Here is a 19671-nt window from a genome sequence, read left to right on the forward strand (position 1 = left end):
GGCTTACAGGGCGCCCTTGGCGGCGGCCAGCTCGCGCAGGTTCACCTCCGGACGGGCGCCGACATGGCCGATGATCTCGCCGGCCGCAAGCGCGCCGAGACGGCCGCAGGCCGCCGGGGCCAGATCGCGGGTGAAGCCGAACAGGAAGCCGGCGGCGTAGAGATCGCCGGCCCCGGTGGTGTCGACCACGCGCTCCACCGGCTCCGCCGGAACCTCGACCACCGAGCCGCCCGACACGATGACCGAGCCCTTTTCGCTGCGCGTCAGGGCGGCGGTCTTGCCCAGCCGCTTCACCGCCTCCAGCGCGTCCTCGAAACGGTCGGTGCCGTAGAGGGCGCCGATCTCGTGCTCGTTGGCGAACAGGATGTCGACGTGGTTCTCCACCAGCTCCAGGAACTCGGCGTGGTGGCGGTGGACGCAGAAGCTGTCCGACAGCGACAGCGACACCTTGCGCCCGGCGGCGTGGGCGATGGCGGCCGCCTTGCGGAAGGCCTCCTTGGCGCGGGGCGGATCCCACAGATAGCCTTCCAGATAGGTCACCTGCGAGGACGCGATCAGCGTCTCGTCGATGTCCTCCGGCCCCAGCTCGACACAGGCGCCGAGATAGGTGTTCATCGAGCGCTGGGCGTCCGGCGTCACCAGGATCAGGCAGCGTGCGGTCGGCGCGCCGCCCAGCAGGGGGGCGCTGGCGAACTGGACGCCGGCCGCCCGGATGTCGTGGCCGAACACGTCGCCCAGCTGGTCCCTGGCGACCTTGCCGATGTAGGCGCCGGTGCCGCCCAGCAGGGCGAAGCCGGCCATCGTGTTGCCGGCCGAGCCGCCCGAGACCTCGACGCCCGAGCCCATGCGGCTGTACAGCTCCTCCGCGCGGGCCGAATCGATCAGGGTCATCGCGCCCTTCTCGATGGTGTTGGCGGCGAGGAAGGCGTCGTCGGCGTGGGCGATGACGTCCACGATGGCGTTGCCGATGCCGGTGACATCGAAGGCGGCCGAGGCCATGGGCGCTCCTTGGAGTAGGGCTGGGGGAGGGGAGGTTGAATGCGGCGCGAGTATAACGGCGGCGGCGGCGTTCACAAGCGCGCCGGCCGGCCGGATACTTGCATCATGAAAGTGACTGTGGGAGAGTCGCGGCCATGAAACGCACCAGTCTCGCCGACGCCCCTTGTCCCATCGCCCGCAGCCTCGACGCGGTCGGGGAGTGGTGGTCGCTGCTGATCCTGCGCGACGCCATGCTCGGCAGCACCCGCTTCGACGAGTTCCAGCGCGGCATCGGGCTTGCCACCAACATGCTGGCGCGCCGCCTCCAGACGCTGGTGGAGGCCGGGTTGCTGGAGCGCCGCCTCTACCAGCCGCGCCCGCCGCGCCACGAATACCATCTGACCGACAAGGGCCGCGATTTCCTGCCGGTGCTGCTGGCGATGGCAGATTGGGGCAACCGCTGGCTGATGCCGGAGGGGGATTTCCGGCTGGTCTGCAAGGACACGGGCGCTACCCTTCATCCGGTGCTGGTCGACCGCGACAGCGGGCGGCCCATCATCGCCGCGCGGGTCACCCCTGAGATGACGGGCGGCGCCGGCGCACGAGACGTCGAGACACTATACAGGGAAGACGTTCCATGAGACGAGTGGTGGTCACCGGCCTGGGCGCCGTCACCCCGCTGGGGACCGGCGTGGCGCACAACTGGCGCCGCATCCTGAACGGCGACAGCGGCATCGGCCGCCTGTCGGGCTTCGAGACCGGCGATCTGCCCTGCCGCATCGGCGGGCACGTCCCGAGCGAGGGCGAGGGCGCCTTCGACGCCGACGCGCTGGTCCCGCCCAAGGACCAGCGCAAGATGGACCGCTTCATCCTGCTGGCGCTCGCCGCCGCCGAGGAGGCCGTCGCCGATTCCGGGTGGCGCCCGACCGAACAGCCGGCGCTGGAGCGCACCGGGGTGCTGATCGGCTCGGGCATCGGCGGGCTGCCGGGCATGGCCGAGACGGCGCTGATCCTGCACGAGAAGGGGGCGCGCCGCGTCTCGCCCTTCTTCGTGCCGTCGAACCTGATCAATCTGGCGTCGGGCCACGTGTCGATCCGCTTCGGCTTCCAGGGACCCAACCACGCGGTGGTGACCGCCTGCGCCACCGGCGCCCACGCCATCGGCGACGCGGCGCGGCTGATCGCCTTCGACGACGCCGACGTCATGCTGGCCGGCGGCACGGAGGCGGCGCTCTGCCGGCTCGGCATCGCCGGCTTCTGCGCGTCCCGCGCCATGTCCACCGGCTTCAACGACGACCCGGCGCGGGCCTCGCGTCCGTGGGACCGCGACCGCGACGGCTTCGTGATGGGCGAGGGCGCCGGCGTGCTGGTGCTGGAGGAGCTGGAGCACGCCAAGCGGCGCGGCGCGGCCATCTACGCCGAGGTGACCGGCTACGGCCTGTCGGGCGACGCCTACCACATCACCTCGCCGGCCGAGGACGGCGACGGCGCCTTCCGGGCGATGCGCGCCGCGCTGAAGCGCGCGGGCGTGGCGGCGGATTCGGTCGATTACGTGAACGCCCACGCCACCTCGACCCCGGCCGGCGACCCGGTGGAGATCGTCGCGGTCAAACGGCTGTTCGGGCCTTCGGCCAGCGCGGTCTCCATGTCCTCCACCAAATCGGCGACCGGCCATTTGCTGGGGGCGGCCGGGGCGGTGGAGGCGATCTACGGCATCCTGGCGCTGCGCGACCAGGTGGCGCCGCCGACGCTCAACCTGGAGAGCCCGTCGGAGGGCTGCGACCTCGACCTCGTGCCACGGGTGCCCAAGGAACGGCGGATCCGCCACGTCCTGTCCAACTCCTTCGGCTTCGGCGGGACCAACGCGGCGCTGCTGTTCAGCCCGGCTCCCTGAGCGGTTGCGTCAACCGGGGCGGGAAATCCGCCGGAGCGGCCTGGAATCGCGGAGGGTGGAAGCGTAGATAAGCGGGCGCCCGTCCCGTGGCTTCCGCTCTCCCCACCCAGGACCCCGCATGATCCGCGCCCTGTTCCTCGCCTTCGGCCAGCTCTCCGACCCGCGCGCCCGCCGGGTCGTCTGGGTGGCGGTGCTGTCCGCCGCCGTCGCCTACGCGGCGCTCGCCGGGACCGTCTGGGCGGTGCTGTTCCAGACCCCGCTGACCGATTACGCCTGGGTCGACGGCGTGATCGACCTGCTGGGCGGGCTGGTCGTGCTGCTGCTGGCCTGGCTGCTGTTCCCCGCCACCGTCGGCGCGGTGTCGAGCTTCTTCCTGGACGAGGTGGTGGAACGGGTCGAGGCCCGCCACTACCCGCAGCTTCCGCCGCCCCGCCGCAACGGCTGGCTGGCGGAGCTGGGGACGGCGCTGCGCTTCCTGGCGCTGGTGCTGGCGATCAACCTCCTGGCGCTGCCGCTCTACATCGCCGCCCCCGGCCTGAACCTCGTCGTCTTCTATACGGTCAACGGCTATCTGCTGGGCCGCGAGTATTTCGAGATGGTGGCGCACCGCCGGATGGACCGGGGGGAAGCCAGGGCTCTGCGGCGGGCGCGCCCGCTGAAACCTTTTTTGGCCGGGGTCATCATCGCCTTTCTTTCGTCGATTCCCTTCGTCAACTTGCTGGTCCCGGTCGTCGCCAGCGCTTTCATGGTTCATGTCCTGCAGTCCATGACAGGCTACTTGCGGCGGGCCGAATGACCGTGTTACGCCGCTAGCGGCGCGGTCGCGTCCGGGCTCACCGGACGATCCGACGGAACGCCGTGTCGTGACGCGGCGTCGCCTTATCGAGACCACCCGCGCTTCCTGATTGGGGATCAACGTTCATGCTGTTCGGACGAAAGACTCCGCCCGCCGCGCCCTCCAACGCGCCCAAGACCGACAGCGCCGCCGCGACTCCGGCCTCCGCGCCGGGTGCCGGAACCGGCGGGACGGCCATCCACGCGTCCCCGCTGGCGTCGCTGACGACGCCCGCCCCCATCCCCGCGACGGCGCCCGCCCAGCCGGCCTCCTCCCTGCCGGCTTCCTCCCTGCCCAGCATGGCCGGCCCCGGCGCCCGTTCGCCCTTTCCCGATCCGACGTCTTCCCCCAAGGGATCCGAGATGAACAGCAGCAGCCCCAAGCCCCCGACCGCCCCCTCCATCCCCGGCGCCGGTTTCAAGACCGACGTGCCGCGCCGCGTCGTCGACACGCCCGGCCTGACCCCGCGCCAGCCGGGCGGCCTCGCGCCCCCCTCGTCCCCGCTCGGCGCGACGGCTCCCGCCGCGCCGGTGGCCCCGGCGATGCCGACCCTGCCGGAACAGCGCCGCCTGACGGTCGGCCGCGACATCTCGCTGTCGGGCGAGATCGGTTCCTGCGACGTGCTGGTGGTCGAGGGCACGGTCGAGGCCAAGCTGCGCAACGGCCGCTCCATCGAGATCGCCGACGGCGGCCTGTTCAAGGGTTCGGTCGAGATCGAGGAGGCCGACATCGGTGGCCGCTTCGAAGGCGACATCGCCGTGCGCGGCCGCCTGACCGTGCGGTCGACCGGCAAGATCACCGGCTCGATCAAGTACGGCGAGTTGGCGGTGGAAGCCGGCGGCCAGTTGAGCGGCGACATCCAGCTCTACGTCGCGGCGCCGAAGGCGGCCGCTCCGGTCGCGGCGCCGGTGGTGCCGGAACTGGCTTCGGCGGACGTGGTCTGAGGGCCGCGTTTTTTAAAGTAAGCCTTGCCCCCTCCCTGACCCTCCCCCGCTGACGCGGGAGAGGGGACCGCCGCCAACAAAAATCCCTCCACCGCCAAAGGCGGGGGAGGGTGCCCGCGACGCGGGTGGGAGGGGGCCGTGTGCGATGAGGGGACAAACCGCCCCCTCACCCGTCACACCGACTTGGTGTCGAGCGCGTAGCCGGCCGACCGCACGGTGCGGATCAGGTCCAGCTCGGTCTCCTCGTTCATCGCCTTGCGCAGTCGGCGGATGTGAACATCCACGGTGCGCGGCTCGACGTAGACGTCGTGGCCCCAGACCAGATCCAGCAGCTGCTCGCGCGAGAAGACGCGCCCCGGGTGCTGCATGAAGTGGCGCAGCAGGCGGAACTCGGTCGGCCCCAGATGGATGTCGCGGCCGTTGCGCCGCACGCGGTGGGCCGCCAGATCCATCGTCACGTCGGCGAATTGCAGCGTCTCGTCGGTCATCCCCGGCGAGGCCCGGCGCAGCACCGCGCGCATGCGGGCGACCAGCTCGGTCGGCGAGAAGGGCTTGGTGATGTAGTCGTCGGCGCCGGAGTTCAGGCCGCGCACCCGGTCTCCCTCTTCCCCGCGCGCCGTCAGCATGATGATCGGGATGTCGCGGGTCTTGGCGTTGCGGCGGAGCTGGCGGCAGACCTCCAGCCCGCTCATCAGCGGCAGCATCCAGTCGAGCAGCACGATGTGCGGGGTCTGCTCCCCGGCCAGCAGCAAGGCCTCCTCGCCGTCGGTCGCGGTGACCACGCGGAAGCCGTCCTTCTCCAGATTGTACTTCAGGAGGGTAACGATGTCGGCCTCGTCCTCGACGATCAGGACGAGCGGCTTCAGCGCCGCGTTCATGGTGGCTCCGTTCACTGCGCGCGCTTCGACGTTACCCAGCATTTTCAATTCCTTCAACACGACAGGCTTTCTGTGGCCCTTCTCCCGTAAGGGGAGAAGGGCTTCAGGCTCGGCATCAACCGTAGCGGCCGGTGATGTAGCCCTGGGTGCGCTCGTCGCGCGGGTTGGTGAAGATCTCCTCGGTGTCGTCGCACTCCACCATGTCGCCTAGGTGGAAGAACGCGGTCTTCTGCGACACGCGCGCCGCCTGCTGCATGTTGTGGGTGACGATGACGATCGTGAAGTTCTCGCGCAGCTCGTCGATCAACTCCTCGATGTGGGCGGTCGCGATGGGGTCGAGCGCGGAGCACGGCTCGTCCATCAGGATCACCTCGGGGCTGACGGCGATGGCGCGCGCGATGCACAGACGCTGTTGCTGGCCGCCGGACAGGCCGGTGCCGGGCTCGCGCAGGCGGTCCTTCACCTCGTTCCACAGGCCGGCGCGCTGGAGCGAGGTCTGCACCACCTCGTCCAGCTCCTCGCGGCCGGTCGCCATGCCGTGGATGCGCGGGCCGTAGGCGATGTTGTCGTAGATCGACTTGGGGAAGGGGTTCGGCTTCTGGAACACCATGCCGACGCGGGCGCGCAGCTGCACGGCGTCGATGCTCTTGCCGTAGACGTCCTCGCCGTCGAGCGCGATCAGGCCCTCGACCCGGCAGTTCTCGATGGTGTCGTTCATCCGGTTCAGGCAGCGCAGGAAGGTCGACTTGCCGCAACCCGAGGGGCCGATCAGCGCCAGCACCTTGTTTTCCTGGATGTCGACGTTGATGCCCTTGAGCGCCTGCTTGGCGCCGTAGAACACCTTCACGTCGCGGGCGACCATCTTGTTCGGCACGGCCGGGGCGGAGCGCGCGCCGGCCTGGGCGCTGGTGGGGATGTGGGTCTGGACGTTCATGGCTCTTACCACCGCCTCTCGAATTTCTTGCGCAGGAAAACGGCCAACCCGTTCATCAGGATCAGGAAGCCCAGCAGGATCATGATCGCCGCCGAGGTGCGTTCGGTGAAGGCGCGCTCGGGGCTGTCGGCCCACATGTAGATTTGCACGGGCAGCACGGTGGCGCTGTCGGTCAGGCCGTGCGGCACGTCGACGATGAAGGCGACCATGCCGATCATCAGCAGCGGCGCCGTCTCGCCCAAGGCACGCGCCATGCCGATGATGGTGCCGGTCAGGATGCCCGGCATCGCCAGCGGCAGCACATGGTGCGTCACCGTCTGGAGCGGCGAGGCGCCGATGCCCAGCGCGGCCTCGCGGATCGACGGCGGCACCGACTTCAGCGCGACGCGGGCCGAGATGATGATCACCGGCAGGGTCATCAGCGCCATCACCAGGCCGCCGACCACCGGGGCCGAGCGCGGCAGGCCGAAGAAGCCGAGGAACACCGCCAGGCCCAGCAGGCCGAAGATGATCGACGGCACGGCGGCCAGGTTGTTGATGTTGACCTCGATCAGGTCGGTCCACTTGTTCTTGGGCGCGAACTCCTCCAGGTAGACCGCCGCGGCGATGCCGATGGGAACCGACAGCGCCATGGTGATCAGCAGCGTCAGCAGCGAGCCGACGACCGCGCCCCAGATGCCCGCCTGTTCGGCCTCGCGGCTGTCGCCGGCGCTGAACAGGGTGGTGTTGAAGCTCTGGACCAGCGCCCCGCTGGCCGTCATCGCGTCGACGGCGGCGATCTTGGCGTCGTTCAGCCGGCGCTCGGCCTCGGGGCCGGTGCGCGGGAAATAACCCTTCACGAACTGGTCGACCTCGTCGTCCGCCCGCACCCAGACCGTCCGCGTCGTGCCGACGATGGACGGATCGCGGGCGACCAGCGCCTCCAGCTCATACGGCGCGCCGGACGACAGCAGCTCGTTGAGCATGCGGCGGCCGGACCGCTCGGTGATCTGCGGGAACTGGGCGTAGAGGCCCTGGCGCAGGATGGCGGCGTAGTTGCGCTCCTCCACCTGGGCCTTGTCGAAGGTCACCTCGACCCGCACCTGCGCCTGCCAGAAGGCGGTGTAGCCCTTGCTCACGATCGAGGTCAGCAGCACCACCAGCATCAGCGAGGCGATGGCGATGGCGGCGATGCCGGCGATCTTGAAGTTGCGCTCGGCCGCGTAGCGGGCGCGCAGCCGGCGGGCGAAGGCCTCGCTCTGGTAATGGGATTTGGCGGTGGTGACGGACATGGCCCGCGTATCCTGTTGCACGAGATCAGTCATATTTCTCTCGATACTTCTGGACCACCCGCAGGGCGACCATGTTGAGGGAGAGCGTGACGAGGAACAGCACCAGCCCGAGGCCGAAGGCCGACAGCGTCTTGGGGCTGTCGAACTCCTGGTCGCCGACCAGCAGCGTGGCGATCTGCGTCGTCACGGTGGTGACCGCCTCCAGCGGGTTGGCCGTCAGGTTGGCCGTCAACCCCGCCGCCATGGTCACGATCATCGTCTCGCCGATGGCGCGGCTGACCGCCAGCATGATCGCGGCGACGATGCCGGGCAGGGCCGCCGGCACCACGACCTGCCGGATCGTCTCCGACTTGGTGGCGCCCAGCCCGTAGGAACCGTCGCGCAAGGATTGCGGCACCGCGTTGATGACGTCGTCCGACAGCGAGCTGACGAAGGGGATGATCATCACGCCCATGACGATGCCGGCCGACAGCGCCGATTCCGAGCTGACGTCGAGCCCCAGATCCTGGCCGATGACCCGCACGAAGGGCGCCATGGTCAGCGCCGCGAAGAAGCCGTAGACCACGGTCGGAATTCCGGCCAGGATCTCCAGGATCGGCTTCAGCCAAGTGCGGACCGCCGGGTTGGCGTATTCCGACATGTAGATGGCCGACATCAGGCCGATCGGCACCGCGACCACCATCGCGATGACGGTGATCAGCAGCGTGCCGGCGAAGAGCGGGATGGCGCCGAAGGAGCCCGAGGAGCCGACCTGGTCGGCCCGCATCGCCATCTGGGGGCTCCAGTGGGTGCCGAACAGGAACTCCAGCGGCGACACCACGGCGAAGAAGCGCAGGGCCTCGAACAGCAGCGACAGGACGATGCCGACCGTCGTCAGGATGGCGACCAGAGAGCAGACGATCAGCGCGACGCTGACGACCCGTTCCACCCGGTTGCGGGCGCGCAGATCGGGGCCGATGCGCCGGTGCCCGTAGGCCAGCCCCACCACCGCGAGGCAGGAGCCGACGGCCAGCAGGCTCCAGTCGCCGATGTCGCGCAGGGTGCCGTAATGCTGGGCGGCGGCGACCACGTCGGGGTCGGACTCGCGGCCGGTGGAGATGCCGTGGGCGATGTTGAGGATGTCGGCCTTCAGCAGGTTCAGCGCCTGCGGGTCGCCGCTCGTGAGGCGCGCGGGCAGGGAGGCGAGGACCATCTGCATGATCAGCCAGCCTTCCGAGGCGGTCCACAGCACGAACAGGAACAGGGCCGGCAGGCCGGCCCACAGCGCGACGTAGAAGCCGTGGTAGGAGGGGACGGAGTGAAGCTCCACGACGCGCCCGCCAACGGAGGCGGCCGCCCGCGTCCGGCCCATTTGGAAGCCGATCACGGTGAGCAGGGCCAATATCAGGACAAGAACGGTGATCTGCATGCGGAACCGCCGGGACAAGGGCGACGTGGTGGGCGAAAGAGAAAGCCCGCTGTTCGATACGGCGAACCGGCGGCCTCGTTCAAGGCCGCCGGGCGCGCATCGCGTCGGATCAGAGCTGGAGCGGCGTCAGGTTGACGGCCGAGGTGCGCGCCGCGTCGCGGGCGTCCTTGGGCTCCGGGATCAGGCCCTTGTCGGCCAGATAACCCTCGTCGCCGACCGCGCGCTCCGAGGTGAACTCCGCGATGAACTCGCGGATGCCCGGAATGACGCCGGCGTGGGCGTTCTTGACATACACGTAGAGCGGACGCGACAGCTCGTACTTGCCGCTGGCGACGTTCGGGGCGGTCAGGTCGACGCCGTCCATCTTGGCCGACTGCAGCTTGTCGCGGTTCTGCTCGATGTAGCTGTAGCCGAAGACGCCAAAGGCGGCCGGGTTGGCGTTCAGCTTCTGGACGATCAGGTTGTCGTTCTCGCCCGCCTCGACGTAGCCGCCGTCCTCGCGGATGGTCATGCAGACCTTCTCACGCGCCTTCTCGTCGGCCACGACCGCCTTGACCTCGGGGGTCTTCTTGCAGCCTTCGAGCATCGCCAGCTCGTTGAAGGTGTCGCGCGTGCCCGAGGTCGGGGGCGGGCCGAGGACCTCGATCTCCGCGTTCGGCAGCTTGGGGTCGATGTCCGACCACTTCTTGTAGGGGTTGGCGACCAGCTTGCCGTCGACCGGGACTTCCTTGGCCAGCGCCTTCCACAGGATGGCGGTGGTCAGGGCGACCTCCGGGGCCTTCTTGGAATAGGCCAGCGCGATGCCGTCGAAGCCGATCTTCAGCTCGGTGATCTGCGTGACGCCGTTGGCGGCGCACTGCTCGACCTCCGACTTCTTGATGCGGCGCGAGGCGTTGGCGATGTCCGGGTGGGACGGGCCGACGCCGGCGCAGAACAGCTTCAGGCCGCCGCCGGTGCCCGTCGACTCGACGACCGGGGTCTTGAACTTGCCGCCCTTGCCGAAGGCCTCGGCGACGGCGGTGGTGAAGGGGAACACGGTCGAGGAGCCGACCGCGCGGATCTGGTCGCGCGACTGTGCGTTGGCGCCGCCGGTGACGGCGACGGACAGGGCGACGGCGGCCGCCGCGGTGAAGACGTGCTTCCTGCTGATCACGGGTAAACCCTCCAGATGAACCATTGGCCGTCGGCCAGGGATTGGGGGCGCGGCCCGGTGGCCTCGCGCCGATGCGGCCGGGTTTCCCCCGGCTGCGTTGCGGCGGACCTTAGTCGGCAAGGGCGACGCAATGATTACGGTTTCATGACAGTTTCATGACGCCGTCGCCGGAGGGGTAACCAGCCGGGCGAAGCGGGCGGACTCACCCCGCCTTGCGCTGTCCCGCCGCGTCGGAAGCGGCCGTCGAGACCGCCTCGGGAGCGGCCGGCAGGTAGACGGTGAAGGCGCTGCCGGTGCCGACCTCGCTCTCGATGGTCAGCCGGCCCCGGTGGCGGTTGAGGATGTGCTTGACGATGGCCAGCCCCAGCCCGGTGCCGCCCATCGCCCGCGACCGCGCCGCGTCCACCCGGTAGAAGCGCTCGGTCAGGCGCGGCAGATGGGTACGGGCGATGCCCTCGCCCCGGTCGCGCACCGAGACCGACACCATGGCGGTGCCGCCACGGCCGCCCTGGCCGCCCCGTCGCACCGAGGTGGGCAGGCCGGTGAAACCGACCGTCGCGCCGTCGACCAGCGCCACCGACACCGTCACGTCGGTGTCCTCCCGGGTGTATTTGATCGCGTTGCTGACGAGGTTCTGGAAGACTTGCGTCAACTGGTCCTCATCGCCCACCACGCGCGGCAGATCCTCCGGCGCGTCCAGCCGCAGGCGGATCCGGCGCTGGGCGGCCTTCAGCTCCAGGGCGGCGATGACGTTCTCCAGCTCCTCCGCCACGTCGACCCGGCCGTTGGGCGGCATGTGCTCGTCCAGCTCGATCCGCGACAGCGACAGCAGGTCGTTGACCAGACGGGTCATCCGGCTGGCTTGGTCGTGCATGATGGAGAGGAAGCGCTCCTGAGCCTCCGCGTCGTCGCGGGCGGGGCCGCGCAGCGTCTCGATGAAGCCCAGCAGCGAGGAGAGCGGCGTGCGCAGCTCGTGGCTGGCGTTGGCGATGAAGTCGGCGCGCATCTGCTCCGACCGGCGGGCGGCGGTGACGTCGTGCAGCGTCAGGATCGCCATGCGGGTGACGACCGTGGCCACGGCCGGGGTTTCCCCGCCCGGCGCGCCGGGACCCGGATCCGGGGCCAGATCCGGAGCGGGCAGGGTGCGCTGGAAGGGCTTCACCTGCGCTTCGAAGATGCGCTCGACCGGAACCGGCAGCGTGAACTCGATGGTGCGGGAGGCGCCGCCGCGCAGCACCGAGTCCACCGCCTCCAGCACGTTCGGATTGCGCAGGGTCGACGCCAGATCCCGCCCCAGCACCTTGTCCCCGAACAGGCCGCGCCCGGCGGCGTTGACGCGGGTCACCTGCCGCTCGGCGTCCATCAGCAGCAGCGGGGCGGGCAGGGCGTCGAGAATGGACTCGTTGGTGTCGAGCTGGGCCTGCACCCGTCCGGTCCGCCACGCCGCCGAGCGGTGCAGGCGGGCGATGGAGGCCACCAGCCCGCCCAACGCGGCCGGCGTGCCCGCGGTGGAGGACGGGTCGCCATCCTCGGCCAGCCGGGCGACGTAATGGGCGACGGCCGCCGCGTCGCGGTGGTAGGTCCGCACCGCCAGCGCCGCGCCGGCCAGCCCCAGCACCGCCCCGCAGAACGCGAGCGGACCGGACAGGGCGCCCGACCGCACCGCCAGCACCAGCGCCGCCAGCAGCGGCCCCAGCGTCAGGGCGGCGGCAAGGATCAGGCGGGCGGGCGGCAGCGTCTTGAGGCGCATGGCTGGGACCGGATTGGTGAAGGAACGGACGTTAAGCCCTTCTACACCATCGCCACGGCCCCTGCGCGGCGTTCACAAAACTTTCACCGGGGACGCCGCCCAACCCGTCCGGGGACGCGTTGAGCGGCGTTGCACCCGTTTACCGGCTCCCGCGTCTTACCAGGGCAGGGAGTCGTGCGCGGCCAAGGCGGCGGCGGTCACGATGTCGTTCACCGAGGACCCCATGCTGACGATCTGCGCCGGCTTGTCCAAGCCGATCAGCAGCGGGCCGATCATCTGCCCGCCGGCCATCTTGTTCAGCAGCTTGGCCGAGATGTTGGCGGAGTGCAGCCCCGGCATGATCAGCACGTTGGCCGGGCCGGACAGGCGGGAGAACGGGTAGACCCGCTTCATCAGCGTGTAGTCCAGCGCCACGTCGGCCGACATCTCGCCGTCATACTCGAAATCGACCCGCCGCTGGTCGAGGATGGCCGCCGCCTCGCGCAGCGGGTCGGTGTTGGGATGCGGGGTCTGCCCGAAATTCGAGAAGGACAGCAGCGCCACGCGCGGCTCGTGCCCCATCTGGCGGGCCTTGGCGGCGGCGCCGATGGCGATGTCGGCCAGAGTCGCCCCGTCGGGACGCACATGCACCGTGGTGTCGGCGATGAAGACGGTGCGGTTGCGCGTCACGAAGACGTGCAGCCCGAAGACCGGCGCGTTCGCCTTGGCGTCGATGACCCGCCGGACCTCCTCGAAGGCCACGCCGAAGCTGCGGGTCAGGCCGGTCACCATGGCGTGGGCGTCGCCCTGCGCCACCATGCAGGCGGCGAAGACGTTGCGGTCCTGGTTGACCATCCGCTGGCAGTCGCGCAGCAGGGCGCCCTTGCGCTGGAGGCGGCGGTAGAGGTGATCGCTGTAGCGGCGGTTGGCGTCGGACAGGCGGGCGTTGTGGATTTCGAACGTGACGTTCGGCTGCCCCATCGCGACCAGCTGTTCCTTGATCACCGCCTCCCGGCCGATCAGCACCGGGGTGCCGTAGCCGGCGGAGCGGAAGGCCATGGCGGCGCGGATCGTGCGCTCCTCCTCGCCCTCGGCGAAGACGACGCGGCGCGGGTTGGTCCGCACCTTCTCCAGGATCAGCTCCAGGCTGTCGGCGGTCGGATCCAGGCGGGTGCGCAGGGAATGGCGGTAGCCCGACAGGTCGACGATCGGCTTGCGCGCCACGCCGCTCTCCATCGCGGCCTGCGCCACGGCGGCCGGCACGGTGACGATCAGGCGCGGGTCGAAGGGCACCGGAATGATGTATTCCGCCCCGTAGCGCAGGCGTCGGCCGGAATAGGCGGCGTCCACCTCGTCCGGCACGTCCTCGCGCGCCAATGCCGCCAGCGCCTTGGCGGCGGCGACCTTCATCGCCTCGTTGATGGTGGTGGCGCGGACGTCGAGCGCGCCCCGGAACAGGTAGGGGAAGCCCAGGACGTTGTTGACCTGGTTGGGGTAGTCGGACCGGCCGGTGGCGACGATGGCGTCGCTGCGCACGGCCTTGACCTCCTCCGGGGTGATTTCCGGGTCGGGGTTGGCCAGCGCGAAGATGATCGGCTTGGCCGCCATCGACGTGACCATCTCCTGGGTCATCGCGCCCTTGGCCGACAGGCCGACGAACACGTCCGACCCGGCGACGGCGTCCTCCAGGCTCCGCTTGTCGGTCTCGACCGCGAAGGAGGACTTCCACTGGTTCATGCCGCTGGTGCGACCGCGATAGACCACGCCCTTGGTGTCGCACAGGACGATGTTCTCGCGCGGCACGCCCATGGTGCAGAACAGCTCGGCGCAGGCGATGCCCGCAGCACCCGCGCCGTTCACCACCATCTTCACGTCCTTGATGTTGCGCCCGGTGATGTCGCAGGCGTTGATCAGGCCGGCGGCGGCGATGATCGCGGTGCCGTGCTGGTCGTCGTGGAAGACCGGGATGTCGAGCAGTTCGCGCAGCCGCTCCTCGATGATGAAGCAGTCGGGCGCCTTGATGTCCTCCAGGTTGATGCCGCCGAAGCTGGGGCCGAGGAAGCGCACGCAGTTGATGAACTCGTCGACGTTCTTGGTGTCGACCTCCAGGTCGAAGCCGTCCACGTCGGCGAAGCGCTTGAACAGCACCGCCTTGCCTTCCATCACCGGCTTGCTGGCCAGCGCGCCCAAGTCGCCCAGCCCCAGCACCGCCGTGCCGTTGGAGATGACGGCGACGATGTTGCCCTTGGCCGTGTAGTCGTAGGCGAGCGACGGGTCCTCCGCGATGCGCAGGCAGGGAACCGCCACGCCCGGCGAATAGGCGAGCGCCAGGTCGCGCTGGGTCGTCAGCGGCTTGGTCGGCGTGATTTCCAGCTTGCCGGGGCGCCCGCTGGAATGCAGCAGCAGGGCTTCCTCGTCGGTGACGCGCTTGGTGTCGGACATGAGTGTCGTGTTCCTCAACGGATATTGATGCCCGTCGGTCGTCTTTGACCCTGATGCGGTTGCGCTGCCGACGGTGGGGGCCGGATGTTAGACCCCGGAGATGGCGGTCGCCAAGTCCGCTCTCGCACGAATCATGCAAAAATCCAGTCTTCTGCGACACATCGCATCATGTCAGCGGTAACTTGGGCCGCTTTCCTCGGCATCCTCTCAGGCGCGCGCATGCCCCGGATGCGAGGCTGGACGCCACGGGGCATAGCCGGTAGCTTGCCGGCCGTTCACAACCGATTTTCTGGATGATGCCCATGCGCCCCTCCGGCCGCGCCCTCGACCAATTGCGTACCGTTTCGCTCGAACCCGGCTTCAGCAAATACGCCGAGGGGTCCTGCATGGTGCGGTTCGGCAACACGCATGTTCTGTGCACGGCCAGCGTGGACGAGACGGTGCCGCGCTTCCTGAAGAACACGGGTCTGGGCTGGGTCACGGCGGAATACGGCATGCTGCCGCGCTCCACCCACAGCCGCACCGACCGCGAGGCCGCCAAGGGCAAGCAGTCCGGCCGCACCCAGGAGATCCAGCGCCTGATCGGCCGCGCACTGCGCGCCGTCACCAACCGCGCGGCGATGGGCGAGAAGCAGATCAAGATCGACTGCGACGTGATCCAGGCCGACGGCGGCACCCGCACCGCCGCCATCACCGGCAGCTACGTCGCCCTGCATCTGGCCTTCCAGCACCTGATGCAGATCGGCGCGCTGAAGACCATGCCGTTGACCGATCAGGTCGCCGCTGTCTCCTGCGGCATCTACAAGGGCAACGCGGTGCTCGACCTCGACTACCCCGAGGATTCGAACGCCCAGGCCGACGCCAACTTCGTGCTGACCGGCAAGGCCGGGATCGTCGAGATCCAGGGCACCGCCGAGGAAACCCCCTTCTCCGAGCCGCAGTTCATGGAGCTGCTGGCGCTCGCCCGCAAGGGCGTGAACGAGCTGGTGGCGCTGCAGAAGTCCGTCCTCGGCATTTCCTGACGCCTGAATAAGGAAGGGTTCCTCCCATGGCCGCTCCCCGCCGCTTCACCGGCGACACGCTCGTGATCGCCAGCCACAACAAGGGCAAGGTCCGCGAGATCGCCGACCTGCTCGGCCCCTACGTGGCGACCTTCACCTCGGCCGGGGAGCTGGGCCTGCCCGAACCGGAGGAGACCGGCAGCACCTTCGTCGCCAACGCCGAGCTGAAGGCGAAAGCGGCGGCGGCGGCCGGTCATGTGGCGCTCGCCGACGACAGCGGTCTGGTGGTGCCGGCGCTGAACGGCGATCCCGGCATCTACTCCGCCCGCTGGGCCGGTCCGGAGAAGGACTTCGCCATGGCGATGCGAAAGGTGGAGGACGGTCTGGCCGGCAAGGCCGACCGCTCCGCCTATTTCGTCTGCGCCCTGTCGCTCGCCTGGCCCGACGGCCATGTCGAGACGGTGGAGGGACGCTGTTACGGCACTCTGGTCTGGCCGCCGCAGGGTCCGCAGGGCTTCGGCTACGACCCGATGTTCCGGCCCGACGGTTTCGCGATGACCTTCGGCGAGATGGATCCGCACAAGAAGCACGAGATGAGCCACCGCGCCGACGCCTTCCAGCAGCTCGTGGAGCGGTGCTTCCAGTGACCTTTGCTCCCGTAGGCGGCGCTCCGGGCTTCGCGATCTACATCCACTGGCCCTTCTGCAAGTCGAAGTGCCCCTACTGCGACTTCAACAGCCATGTCCGCGAGCGGGTCGATCACGCGCGGTGGCGCGCCGCCCTGATCCGCGAGCTGGATCATTACGCCGACCTCACCGCCGGCCGGACGGTCACCTCGGTCTTCTTCGGCGGCGGCACGCCCTCGCTGATGGAGCCGGCGACGGTCGGCGCCGTGCTGGACCGCATCGCCGAACGCTGGCCCGTCGCCGCCGGGCTGGAGGTGTCGCTGGAGGCCAACCCGACCTCCATCGAGGCCGACAAGTTCCGCGCCTTCCGCAGCGCCGGGGTCAACCGGGTGTCGCTCGGCATCCAGGCGCTGGACGACACGTCGCTGCGCTTTCTCGGCCGCCAGCACAACGCCGCCGAGGCGACCGGCGCCATCGGGCTGGCGGCGACGATCTTCGACCGCTTCTCCTTCGACCTGATCTACGCCCGGCCGGGGCAAAGCGTCGCCGCCTGGGAGGCGGAGTTGACGCAAGCGCTGGACCACGCGGTCGGGCATCTGTCGGTCTACCAGTTGACGATCGAGGAGGGGACCGCCTTCTTCCCCCTGCACGCGCGCGGTGAACTGGTGCTGCCCGACGAGGATCTGGCCGGCGACCTCTACGAGGCGACGCAGAGCCTTCTTGGAACCGCTGGGCTTCCCGCCTACGAGATTTCCAACCACGCCCGCCCCGGCGAGGAAAGCCGTCACAACCTGACTTACTGGCGTTACGGCGATTACGTCGGCGTCGGTCCGGGCGCCCATGGTCGGCTGACCTTGGACGGCGAGAAATTCGCCACCCGCGCTCACCGCGCTCCGGAAATCTGGCTGGAGCGGGTCGAGCGTGACGGCCATGGCGCCGCGCCCCCCGATCCCATCGACCGCGCTGCGCGCGGCACCGAACTGATGATGATGGGCCTGCGCCTGACCGAAGGCGTTCCCCTCGCCCGGCTGACCGAGGAAAGCGGGCGGGCTCCGCTGGACGTTCTCGACCCCGCCGCGCTGAAGCGTCTGGTCGAGGGCGGCTTCCTGGAAATCGACGCGGAGCGCCTGCGCGCAACTCATGACGGCCGTCAGCGGTTGAACGCGGTGCTGGGGGCTTTGCTGGCGTAAACCTTTCCAAGGTTCGGCCAACGCTTGCCCCCTCCCTAACCCTCCCCCGCGTTGCGGGAGAGGGAACTCCGCCGAACGCCGGCAAGGGTCCAGCCCCCTCTCCCGCCGGAGGCGGGGGAGGGATGGGGAGGGGGCGGAACTCAATCCCTTCGGAGCCTTTCCAATGCTCATCAGCCTCGTCGTCGCCGTCTCCGCCAACCACGTCATCGGCCGCGATGGCGGCCTTCCTTGGCACTTGCCGAGCGACCTGAAGCGCTTCAAGGAACTGACCTTCGGCAAACCCCTCCTGATGGGCCGCAAGACCTGGGAGTCGCTGCCGCGCCGCCCCTTGCCGGGCCGCGACAACCTCGTCGTCAGCCACAGCCAGCCTGAGGGGGACCGCGACGGCGCCCACTGGTTCCCGGCCTTGGACAAGGCCCTGGCCTGGGCACGCGAGTCCGGCGCCGCCGAACTCTGCGTCATCGGGGGAGCCGCGCTGTTCCGGGAAACGCTGCCGCTGGCCGATGCCCTGCACCTGACCCGCGTCGAACGGGCGGTGGAGGGCGACACATTCATGCCGGCGATCGGACCGGAGTGGGTCGAGCGCTGGTCCAGCGACCGCTTCGAGGAAAACGGTCTGCCGTTCCGTTACATCGACTACGAACGCCGCTCCGCCTGATCAGTCCTCGCCGCCCAGCCGGTGCAGCACATCGTCGAGCTGGTCGAGCGTCTGATAATGGATCGTGATGGTGCCGCGCTGCCCCTGGGGGTCGATGGCGACCTTCAGCCCGATGCGCGCCGAAATCTCCTCCTCCAGATTGAGCAGGTCGACGTCCTTGATCGCCGGCCCCGGAGCGGGGACGGATCCGGCGGCGCCCTTGCGGGGTTTCGCCGGTTGGTCGCCGCGCATCAGGTCTTCGGTTTGGCGGACGTTCAGGCCGCGCTTCACCACCTCGCGCGCCACCGAGACCGGATCCGCCGAGGTCAGCAGCGCGCGGGCGTGGCCGGCGGAGAGCGCGCCCTCCTGCACCATGCCCTTGACCGGATCCGGCAAGGCCAGCAGACGCATCATGTTGGCGACGTGGCTGCGGCTCTTGCCGACAGCGCGGGCCAGATCCTCCTGGGTGTGCTCGAACTCCTCCATCAGACGGCGATAACCCTCCGCCTCTTCCAGTGGAGTCAGATCCTGGCGCTGGATGTTCTCGACCAGCGCGATTTCCAGCGCCTCGCGGTCGCTGAGGTCGCGGATGACGACCGGCACCTCGTGCAGCCCGGCGATCTGCGCCGCGCGCCAGCGGCGCTCGCCGGCGATCAGCTCGTAGGAGTTCGCCGTCTCCGGATCGCGACGGACCAGCAGCGGCTGGAGGATGCCCTTGTCGCGCACCGAGTCGACGAGGCCCTGGATGGCCTCCTCGTCGAATTTGCGGCGCGGCTGGTACTTGCCGGGGTGGACGAACTCGATGGGCACCTGTTTGGACTGGCGCACCTTGTCGAGCTGCGAGTAATCCTCCGTCGTCTCGCCGAAGAGGGCGGACAGCCCACGGCCGAGGCTGGCGCGCCGCGCCCCCGCGCCATCCATACGCTTGGCGTCGTCGATCATGCGCACAACCTCTTTTCGCGGCGCAGCACCTCGCCGGCCAGATGAATGTAAGCCTGGGATCCGGGGCAGCGCATGTCGTAGATCAGCACCGGCTTGCCGTGCGACGGCGCCTCCGAGACCTTGACGTTGCGCGGGATGACGGTGTCGTAGACCTTCTCGCCGAAGAAGCCGCGCACGTCGGCGGCCACCATGTCGGACAGGTTGTTGCGCTTGTCGAACATGGTCAGCACGACGCCGTGGATGTCGAGGTTCGGGTTGAACGCCCGCTTGACCCGCTCGATGGTGCGGACCAGATGGCTGAGGCCTTCCAGCGCGTAGAACTCGCACTGCAACGGCACCATGACGGCGTGCGACGCCACCAGCGCGTTCAGCGTCAGAAGACCCAGCGCCGGGGGGCAGTCGATCAGCACGTAGTCGTATTCCAGCGCGCTGTTGGCGACCGCCTCGCGCAGGCGGAACTCGCGGCGCTCGGCGCCAACCAGCTCGATCTCGGCGCCCGACAGATCGACCGACGAGGTGATGATCGACAGATTCGGCACGGCGGAGTCGATGGCGGCGTCCTCCAGCGCGACGTTGTCGAACAGCACGTCGTAGATGCCGACGCGGCGGTCCGAACGCGGAATGCCGAGGCCGGTCGAGGCGTTGCCCTGCGGGTCGAGGTCGATGACCAGCACCCGCTTGCCGATGACGGCGAGCGCCGTGGCGAGGTTGATGGTCGTCGTCGTCTTGCCGACGCCACCCTTCTGGTTCGCGATCGCGACCACGCGGGCAAGGGAGTTGGTGACGGCGGACATGGAAGCCTCTTGGGA

General features: G+C 69.4%; 18 protein-coding genes. 8 read left to right on the forward strand and 10 right to left on the reverse strand.

Annotated elements, in window-relative coordinates; all coding sequences use genetic code 11:
• Positions 1-3: 3 nt before the first annotated feature.
• Positions 4-999: an adenosine kinase gene (locus tag EJ913_RS08665; protein ID WP_126996799.1), complete on the reverse strand. Its 996-nt coding sequence runs from the start codon at positions 997-999 to the stop codon at positions 4-6.
• Between the two features lie 134 nt (positions 1000-1133).
• On the opposite strand from EJ913_RS08665, the gene EJ913_RS08670 reads away from it, so the two are divergent.
• From EJ913_RS08670 to EJ913_RS08685, 4 genes are all read left to right on the forward strand, one after another.
• On the forward strand, positions 1134-1619 hold the full coding sequence (locus EJ913_RS08670) for a winged helix-turn-helix transcriptional regulator (RefSeq protein ID WP_126996801.1): 486 nt from the start codon (positions 1134-1136) through the stop codon (positions 1617-1619).
• The gene (gene fabF / locus EJ913_RS08675; RefSeq protein WP_126996803.1) at positions 1616-2872 is read left to right on the forward strand and encodes a beta-ketoacyl-ACP synthase II; all 1257 of its coding nucleotides are present in this window, start codon (positions 1616-1618) and stop codon (positions 2870-2872) included. The genes EJ913_RS08670 and fabF overlap by 4 nt, the downstream gene beginning before the upstream one ends.
• Before the next feature lie 118 nt (positions 2873-2990).
• A complete protein-coding gene (locus tag EJ913_RS08680) occupies positions 2991-3668 on the forward strand; it encodes an EI24 domain-containing protein (protein WP_244939291.1) in 678 nt (225 codons plus the stop codon).
• Positions 3669-3793: 125 nt separating this feature from the next.
• Complete coding sequence (locus EJ913_RS08685) at positions 3794-4651, forward strand: bactofilin family protein (protein ID WP_126996805.1); 858 nt, start codon at positions 3794-3796, stop codon at positions 4649-4651.
• A gap of 173 nt (positions 4652-4824) precedes the next feature.
• Here the strand turns inward: EJ913_RS08685 and phoB are convergent, their stop codons facing one another.
• The 7 genes from phoB to EJ913_RS08720 form a co-directional block, all read right to left on the reverse strand.
• Positions 4825-5529, reverse strand: coding sequence for a phosphate regulon transcriptional regulator PhoB (phoB, locus tag EJ913_RS08690; protein ID WP_126997110.1), 705 nt, complete (start codon positions 5527-5529; stop codon positions 4825-4827).
• A 115-nt stretch (positions 5530-5644) separates the two neighbouring features.
• A complete protein-coding gene (gene pstB / locus EJ913_RS08695; protein WP_126996807.1) occupies positions 5645-6463 on the reverse strand; it encodes a phosphate ABC transporter ATP-binding protein PstB in 819 nt (272 codons plus the stop codon).
• Positions 6464-6468: 5 nt separating this feature from the next.
• A complete protein-coding gene (gene pstA, locus EJ913_RS08700) occupies positions 6469-7734 on the reverse strand; it encodes a phosphate ABC transporter permease PstA (protein ID WP_238521091.1) in 1266 nt (421 codons plus the stop codon).
• Positions 7735-7759: 25 nt separating this feature from the next.
• The gene (gene pstC, locus EJ913_RS08705; RefSeq protein WP_126996811.1) at positions 7760-9142 is read right to left on the reverse strand and encodes a phosphate ABC transporter permease subunit PstC; all 1383 of its coding nucleotides are present in this window, start codon (positions 9140-9142) and stop codon (positions 7760-7762) included.
• A gap of 109 nt (positions 9143-9251) precedes the next feature.
• On the reverse strand, positions 9252-10295 hold the full coding sequence (locus EJ913_RS08710; protein WP_238521089.1) for a PstS family phosphate ABC transporter substrate-binding protein: 1044 nt from the start codon (positions 10293-10295) through the stop codon (positions 9252-9254).
• A gap of 202 nt (positions 10296-10497) precedes the next feature.
• Positions 10498-12045, reverse strand: a complete 1548-nt coding sequence (locus EJ913_RS08715) for an ATP-binding protein (RefSeq protein ID WP_126996815.1) — start codon at positions 12043-12045, stop codon at positions 10498-10500.
• Between the two features lie 156 nt (positions 12046-12201).
• Positions 12202-14466 carry an NADP-dependent malic enzyme gene (locus tag EJ913_RS08720; protein ID WP_126996817.1) on the reverse strand — a complete coding sequence of 755 codons (2265 nt, stop codon included), beginning with the start codon at positions 14464-14466 and terminating at the stop codon, positions 12202-12204.
• 302 nt (positions 14467-14768) lie between these two features.
• Between EJ913_RS08720 and rph the strand changes: the two genes are divergently transcribed.
• The 4 genes from rph to EJ913_RS08740 all read left to right on the forward strand — a co-directional run bounded on the left by rph (position 14769) and on the right by EJ913_RS08740 (position 17941).
• Positions 14769-15488: a ribonuclease PH gene (gene rph / locus EJ913_RS08725; RefSeq protein WP_126996819.1), complete on the forward strand. Its 720-nt coding sequence runs from the start codon at positions 14769-14771 to the stop codon at positions 15486-15488.
• A gap of 26 nt (positions 15489-15514) precedes the next feature.
• Positions 15515-16114 (forward strand): RdgB/HAM1 family non-canonical purine NTP pyrophosphatase, encoded by a 600-nt coding sequence (gene rdgB, locus EJ913_RS08730; protein WP_126996821.1) that lies wholly within the window; start codon positions 15515-15517, stop codon positions 16112-16114.
• Positions 16102-17283, forward strand: a complete 1182-nt coding sequence (gene hemW / locus EJ913_RS08735) for a radical SAM family heme chaperone HemW (protein ID WP_185909718.1) — start codon at positions 16102-16104, stop codon at positions 17281-17283. The genes rdgB and hemW overlap by 13 nt, the downstream gene beginning before the upstream one ends.
• Before the next feature lie 163 nt (positions 17284-17446).
• Positions 17447-17941: a dihydrofolate reductase gene (locus EJ913_RS08740; protein ID WP_126996825.1), complete on the forward strand. Its 495-nt coding sequence runs from the start codon at positions 17447-17449 to the stop codon at positions 17939-17941.
• On the opposite strand, the gene EJ913_RS08745 is transcribed toward EJ913_RS08740, so the two are convergent.
• A complete protein-coding gene (locus tag EJ913_RS08745) occupies positions 17942-18862 on the reverse strand; it encodes a ParB/RepB/Spo0J family partition protein (protein ID WP_126996827.1) in 921 nt (306 codons plus the stop codon).
• Positions 18859-19656 (reverse strand): ParA family protein, encoded by a 798-nt coding sequence (locus EJ913_RS08750; protein ID WP_126996829.1) that lies wholly within the window; start codon positions 19654-19656, stop codon positions 18859-18861. Before EJ913_RS08750 ends, EJ913_RS08745 begins: the two co-directional genes overlap by 4 nt.
• Between the last annotated feature and the right edge of the window lie 15 nt (positions 19657-19671).

This window comes from Azospirillum doebereinerae, assembly GCF_003989665.1.
Classification (GTDB): Bacteria; Pseudomonadota; Alphaproteobacteria; order Azospirillales; family Azospirillaceae; genus Azospirillum; species Azospirillum doebereinerae.

Bases quoted from the DNA above. Each gene is read 5' to 3' on its own strand.
- pstB (WP_126996807.1), bottom strand. From the start codon at position 6,463: ATGAACGTCCAGACCCACATCCCCACCAGCGCCCAGGCCGGCGCGCGC.
- phoB (WP_126997110.1), bottom strand. From the start codon at position 5,529: ATGAACGCGGCGCTGAAGCCGCTCGTCCTGATCGTCGAGGACGAGGCC.
- EJ913_RS08685 (WP_126996805.1), top strand. From the start codon at position 3,794: ATGCTGTTCGGACGAAAGACTCCGCCCGCCGCGCCCTCCAACGCGCCC.
- rph (WP_126996819.1), top strand. From the start codon at position 14,769: ATGCGCCCCTCCGGCCGCGCCCTCGACCAATTGCGTACCGTTTCGCTC.
- EJ913_RS08740 (WP_126996825.1), top strand. From the start codon at position 17,447: ATGCTCATCAGCCTCGTCGTCGCCGTCTCCGCCAACCACGTCATCGGC.
- EJ913_RS08680 (WP_244939291.1), top strand. From the start codon at position 2,991: ATGATCCGCGCCCTGTTCCTCGCCTTCGGCCAGCTCTCCGACCCGCGC.
- fabF (WP_126996803.1), top strand. From the start codon at position 1,616: ATGAGACGAGTGGTGGTCACCGGCCTGGGCGCCGTCACCCCGCTGGGG.
- pstC (WP_126996811.1), bottom strand. From the start codon at position 9,142: ATGCAGATCACCGTTCTTGTCCTGATATTGGCCCTGCTCACCGTGATC.
- EJ913_RS08670 (WP_126996801.1), top strand. From the start codon at position 1,134: ATGAAACGCACCAGTCTCGCCGACGCCCCTTGTCCCATCGCCCGCAGC.
- pstA (WP_238521091.1), bottom strand. From the start codon at position 7,734: ATGTCCGTCACCACCGCCAAATCCCATTACCAGAGCGAGGCCTTCGCC.
- EJ913_RS08720 (WP_126996817.1), bottom strand. From the start codon at position 14,466: ATGTCCGACACCAAGCGCGTCACCGACGAGGAAGCCCTGCTGCTGCAT.
- EJ913_RS08715 (WP_126996815.1), bottom strand. From the start codon at position 12,045: ATGCGCCTCAAGACGCTGCCGCCCGCCCGCCTGATCCTTGCCGCCGCC.
- rdgB (WP_126996821.1), top strand. From the start codon at position 15,515: ATGGCCGCTCCCCGCCGCTTCACCGGCGACACGCTCGTGATCGCCAGC.
- EJ913_RS08745 (WP_126996827.1), bottom strand. From the start codon at position 18,862: ATGATCGACGACGCCAAGCGTATGGATGGCGCGGGGGCGCGGCGCGCC.
- EJ913_RS08750 (WP_126996829.1), bottom strand. From the start codon at position 19,656: ATGTCCGCCGTCACCAACTCCCTTGCCCGCGTGGTCGCGATCGCGAAC.
- EJ913_RS08665 (WP_126996799.1), bottom strand. From the start codon at position 999: ATGGCCTCGGCCGCCTTCGATGTCACCGGCATCGGCAACGCCATCGTG.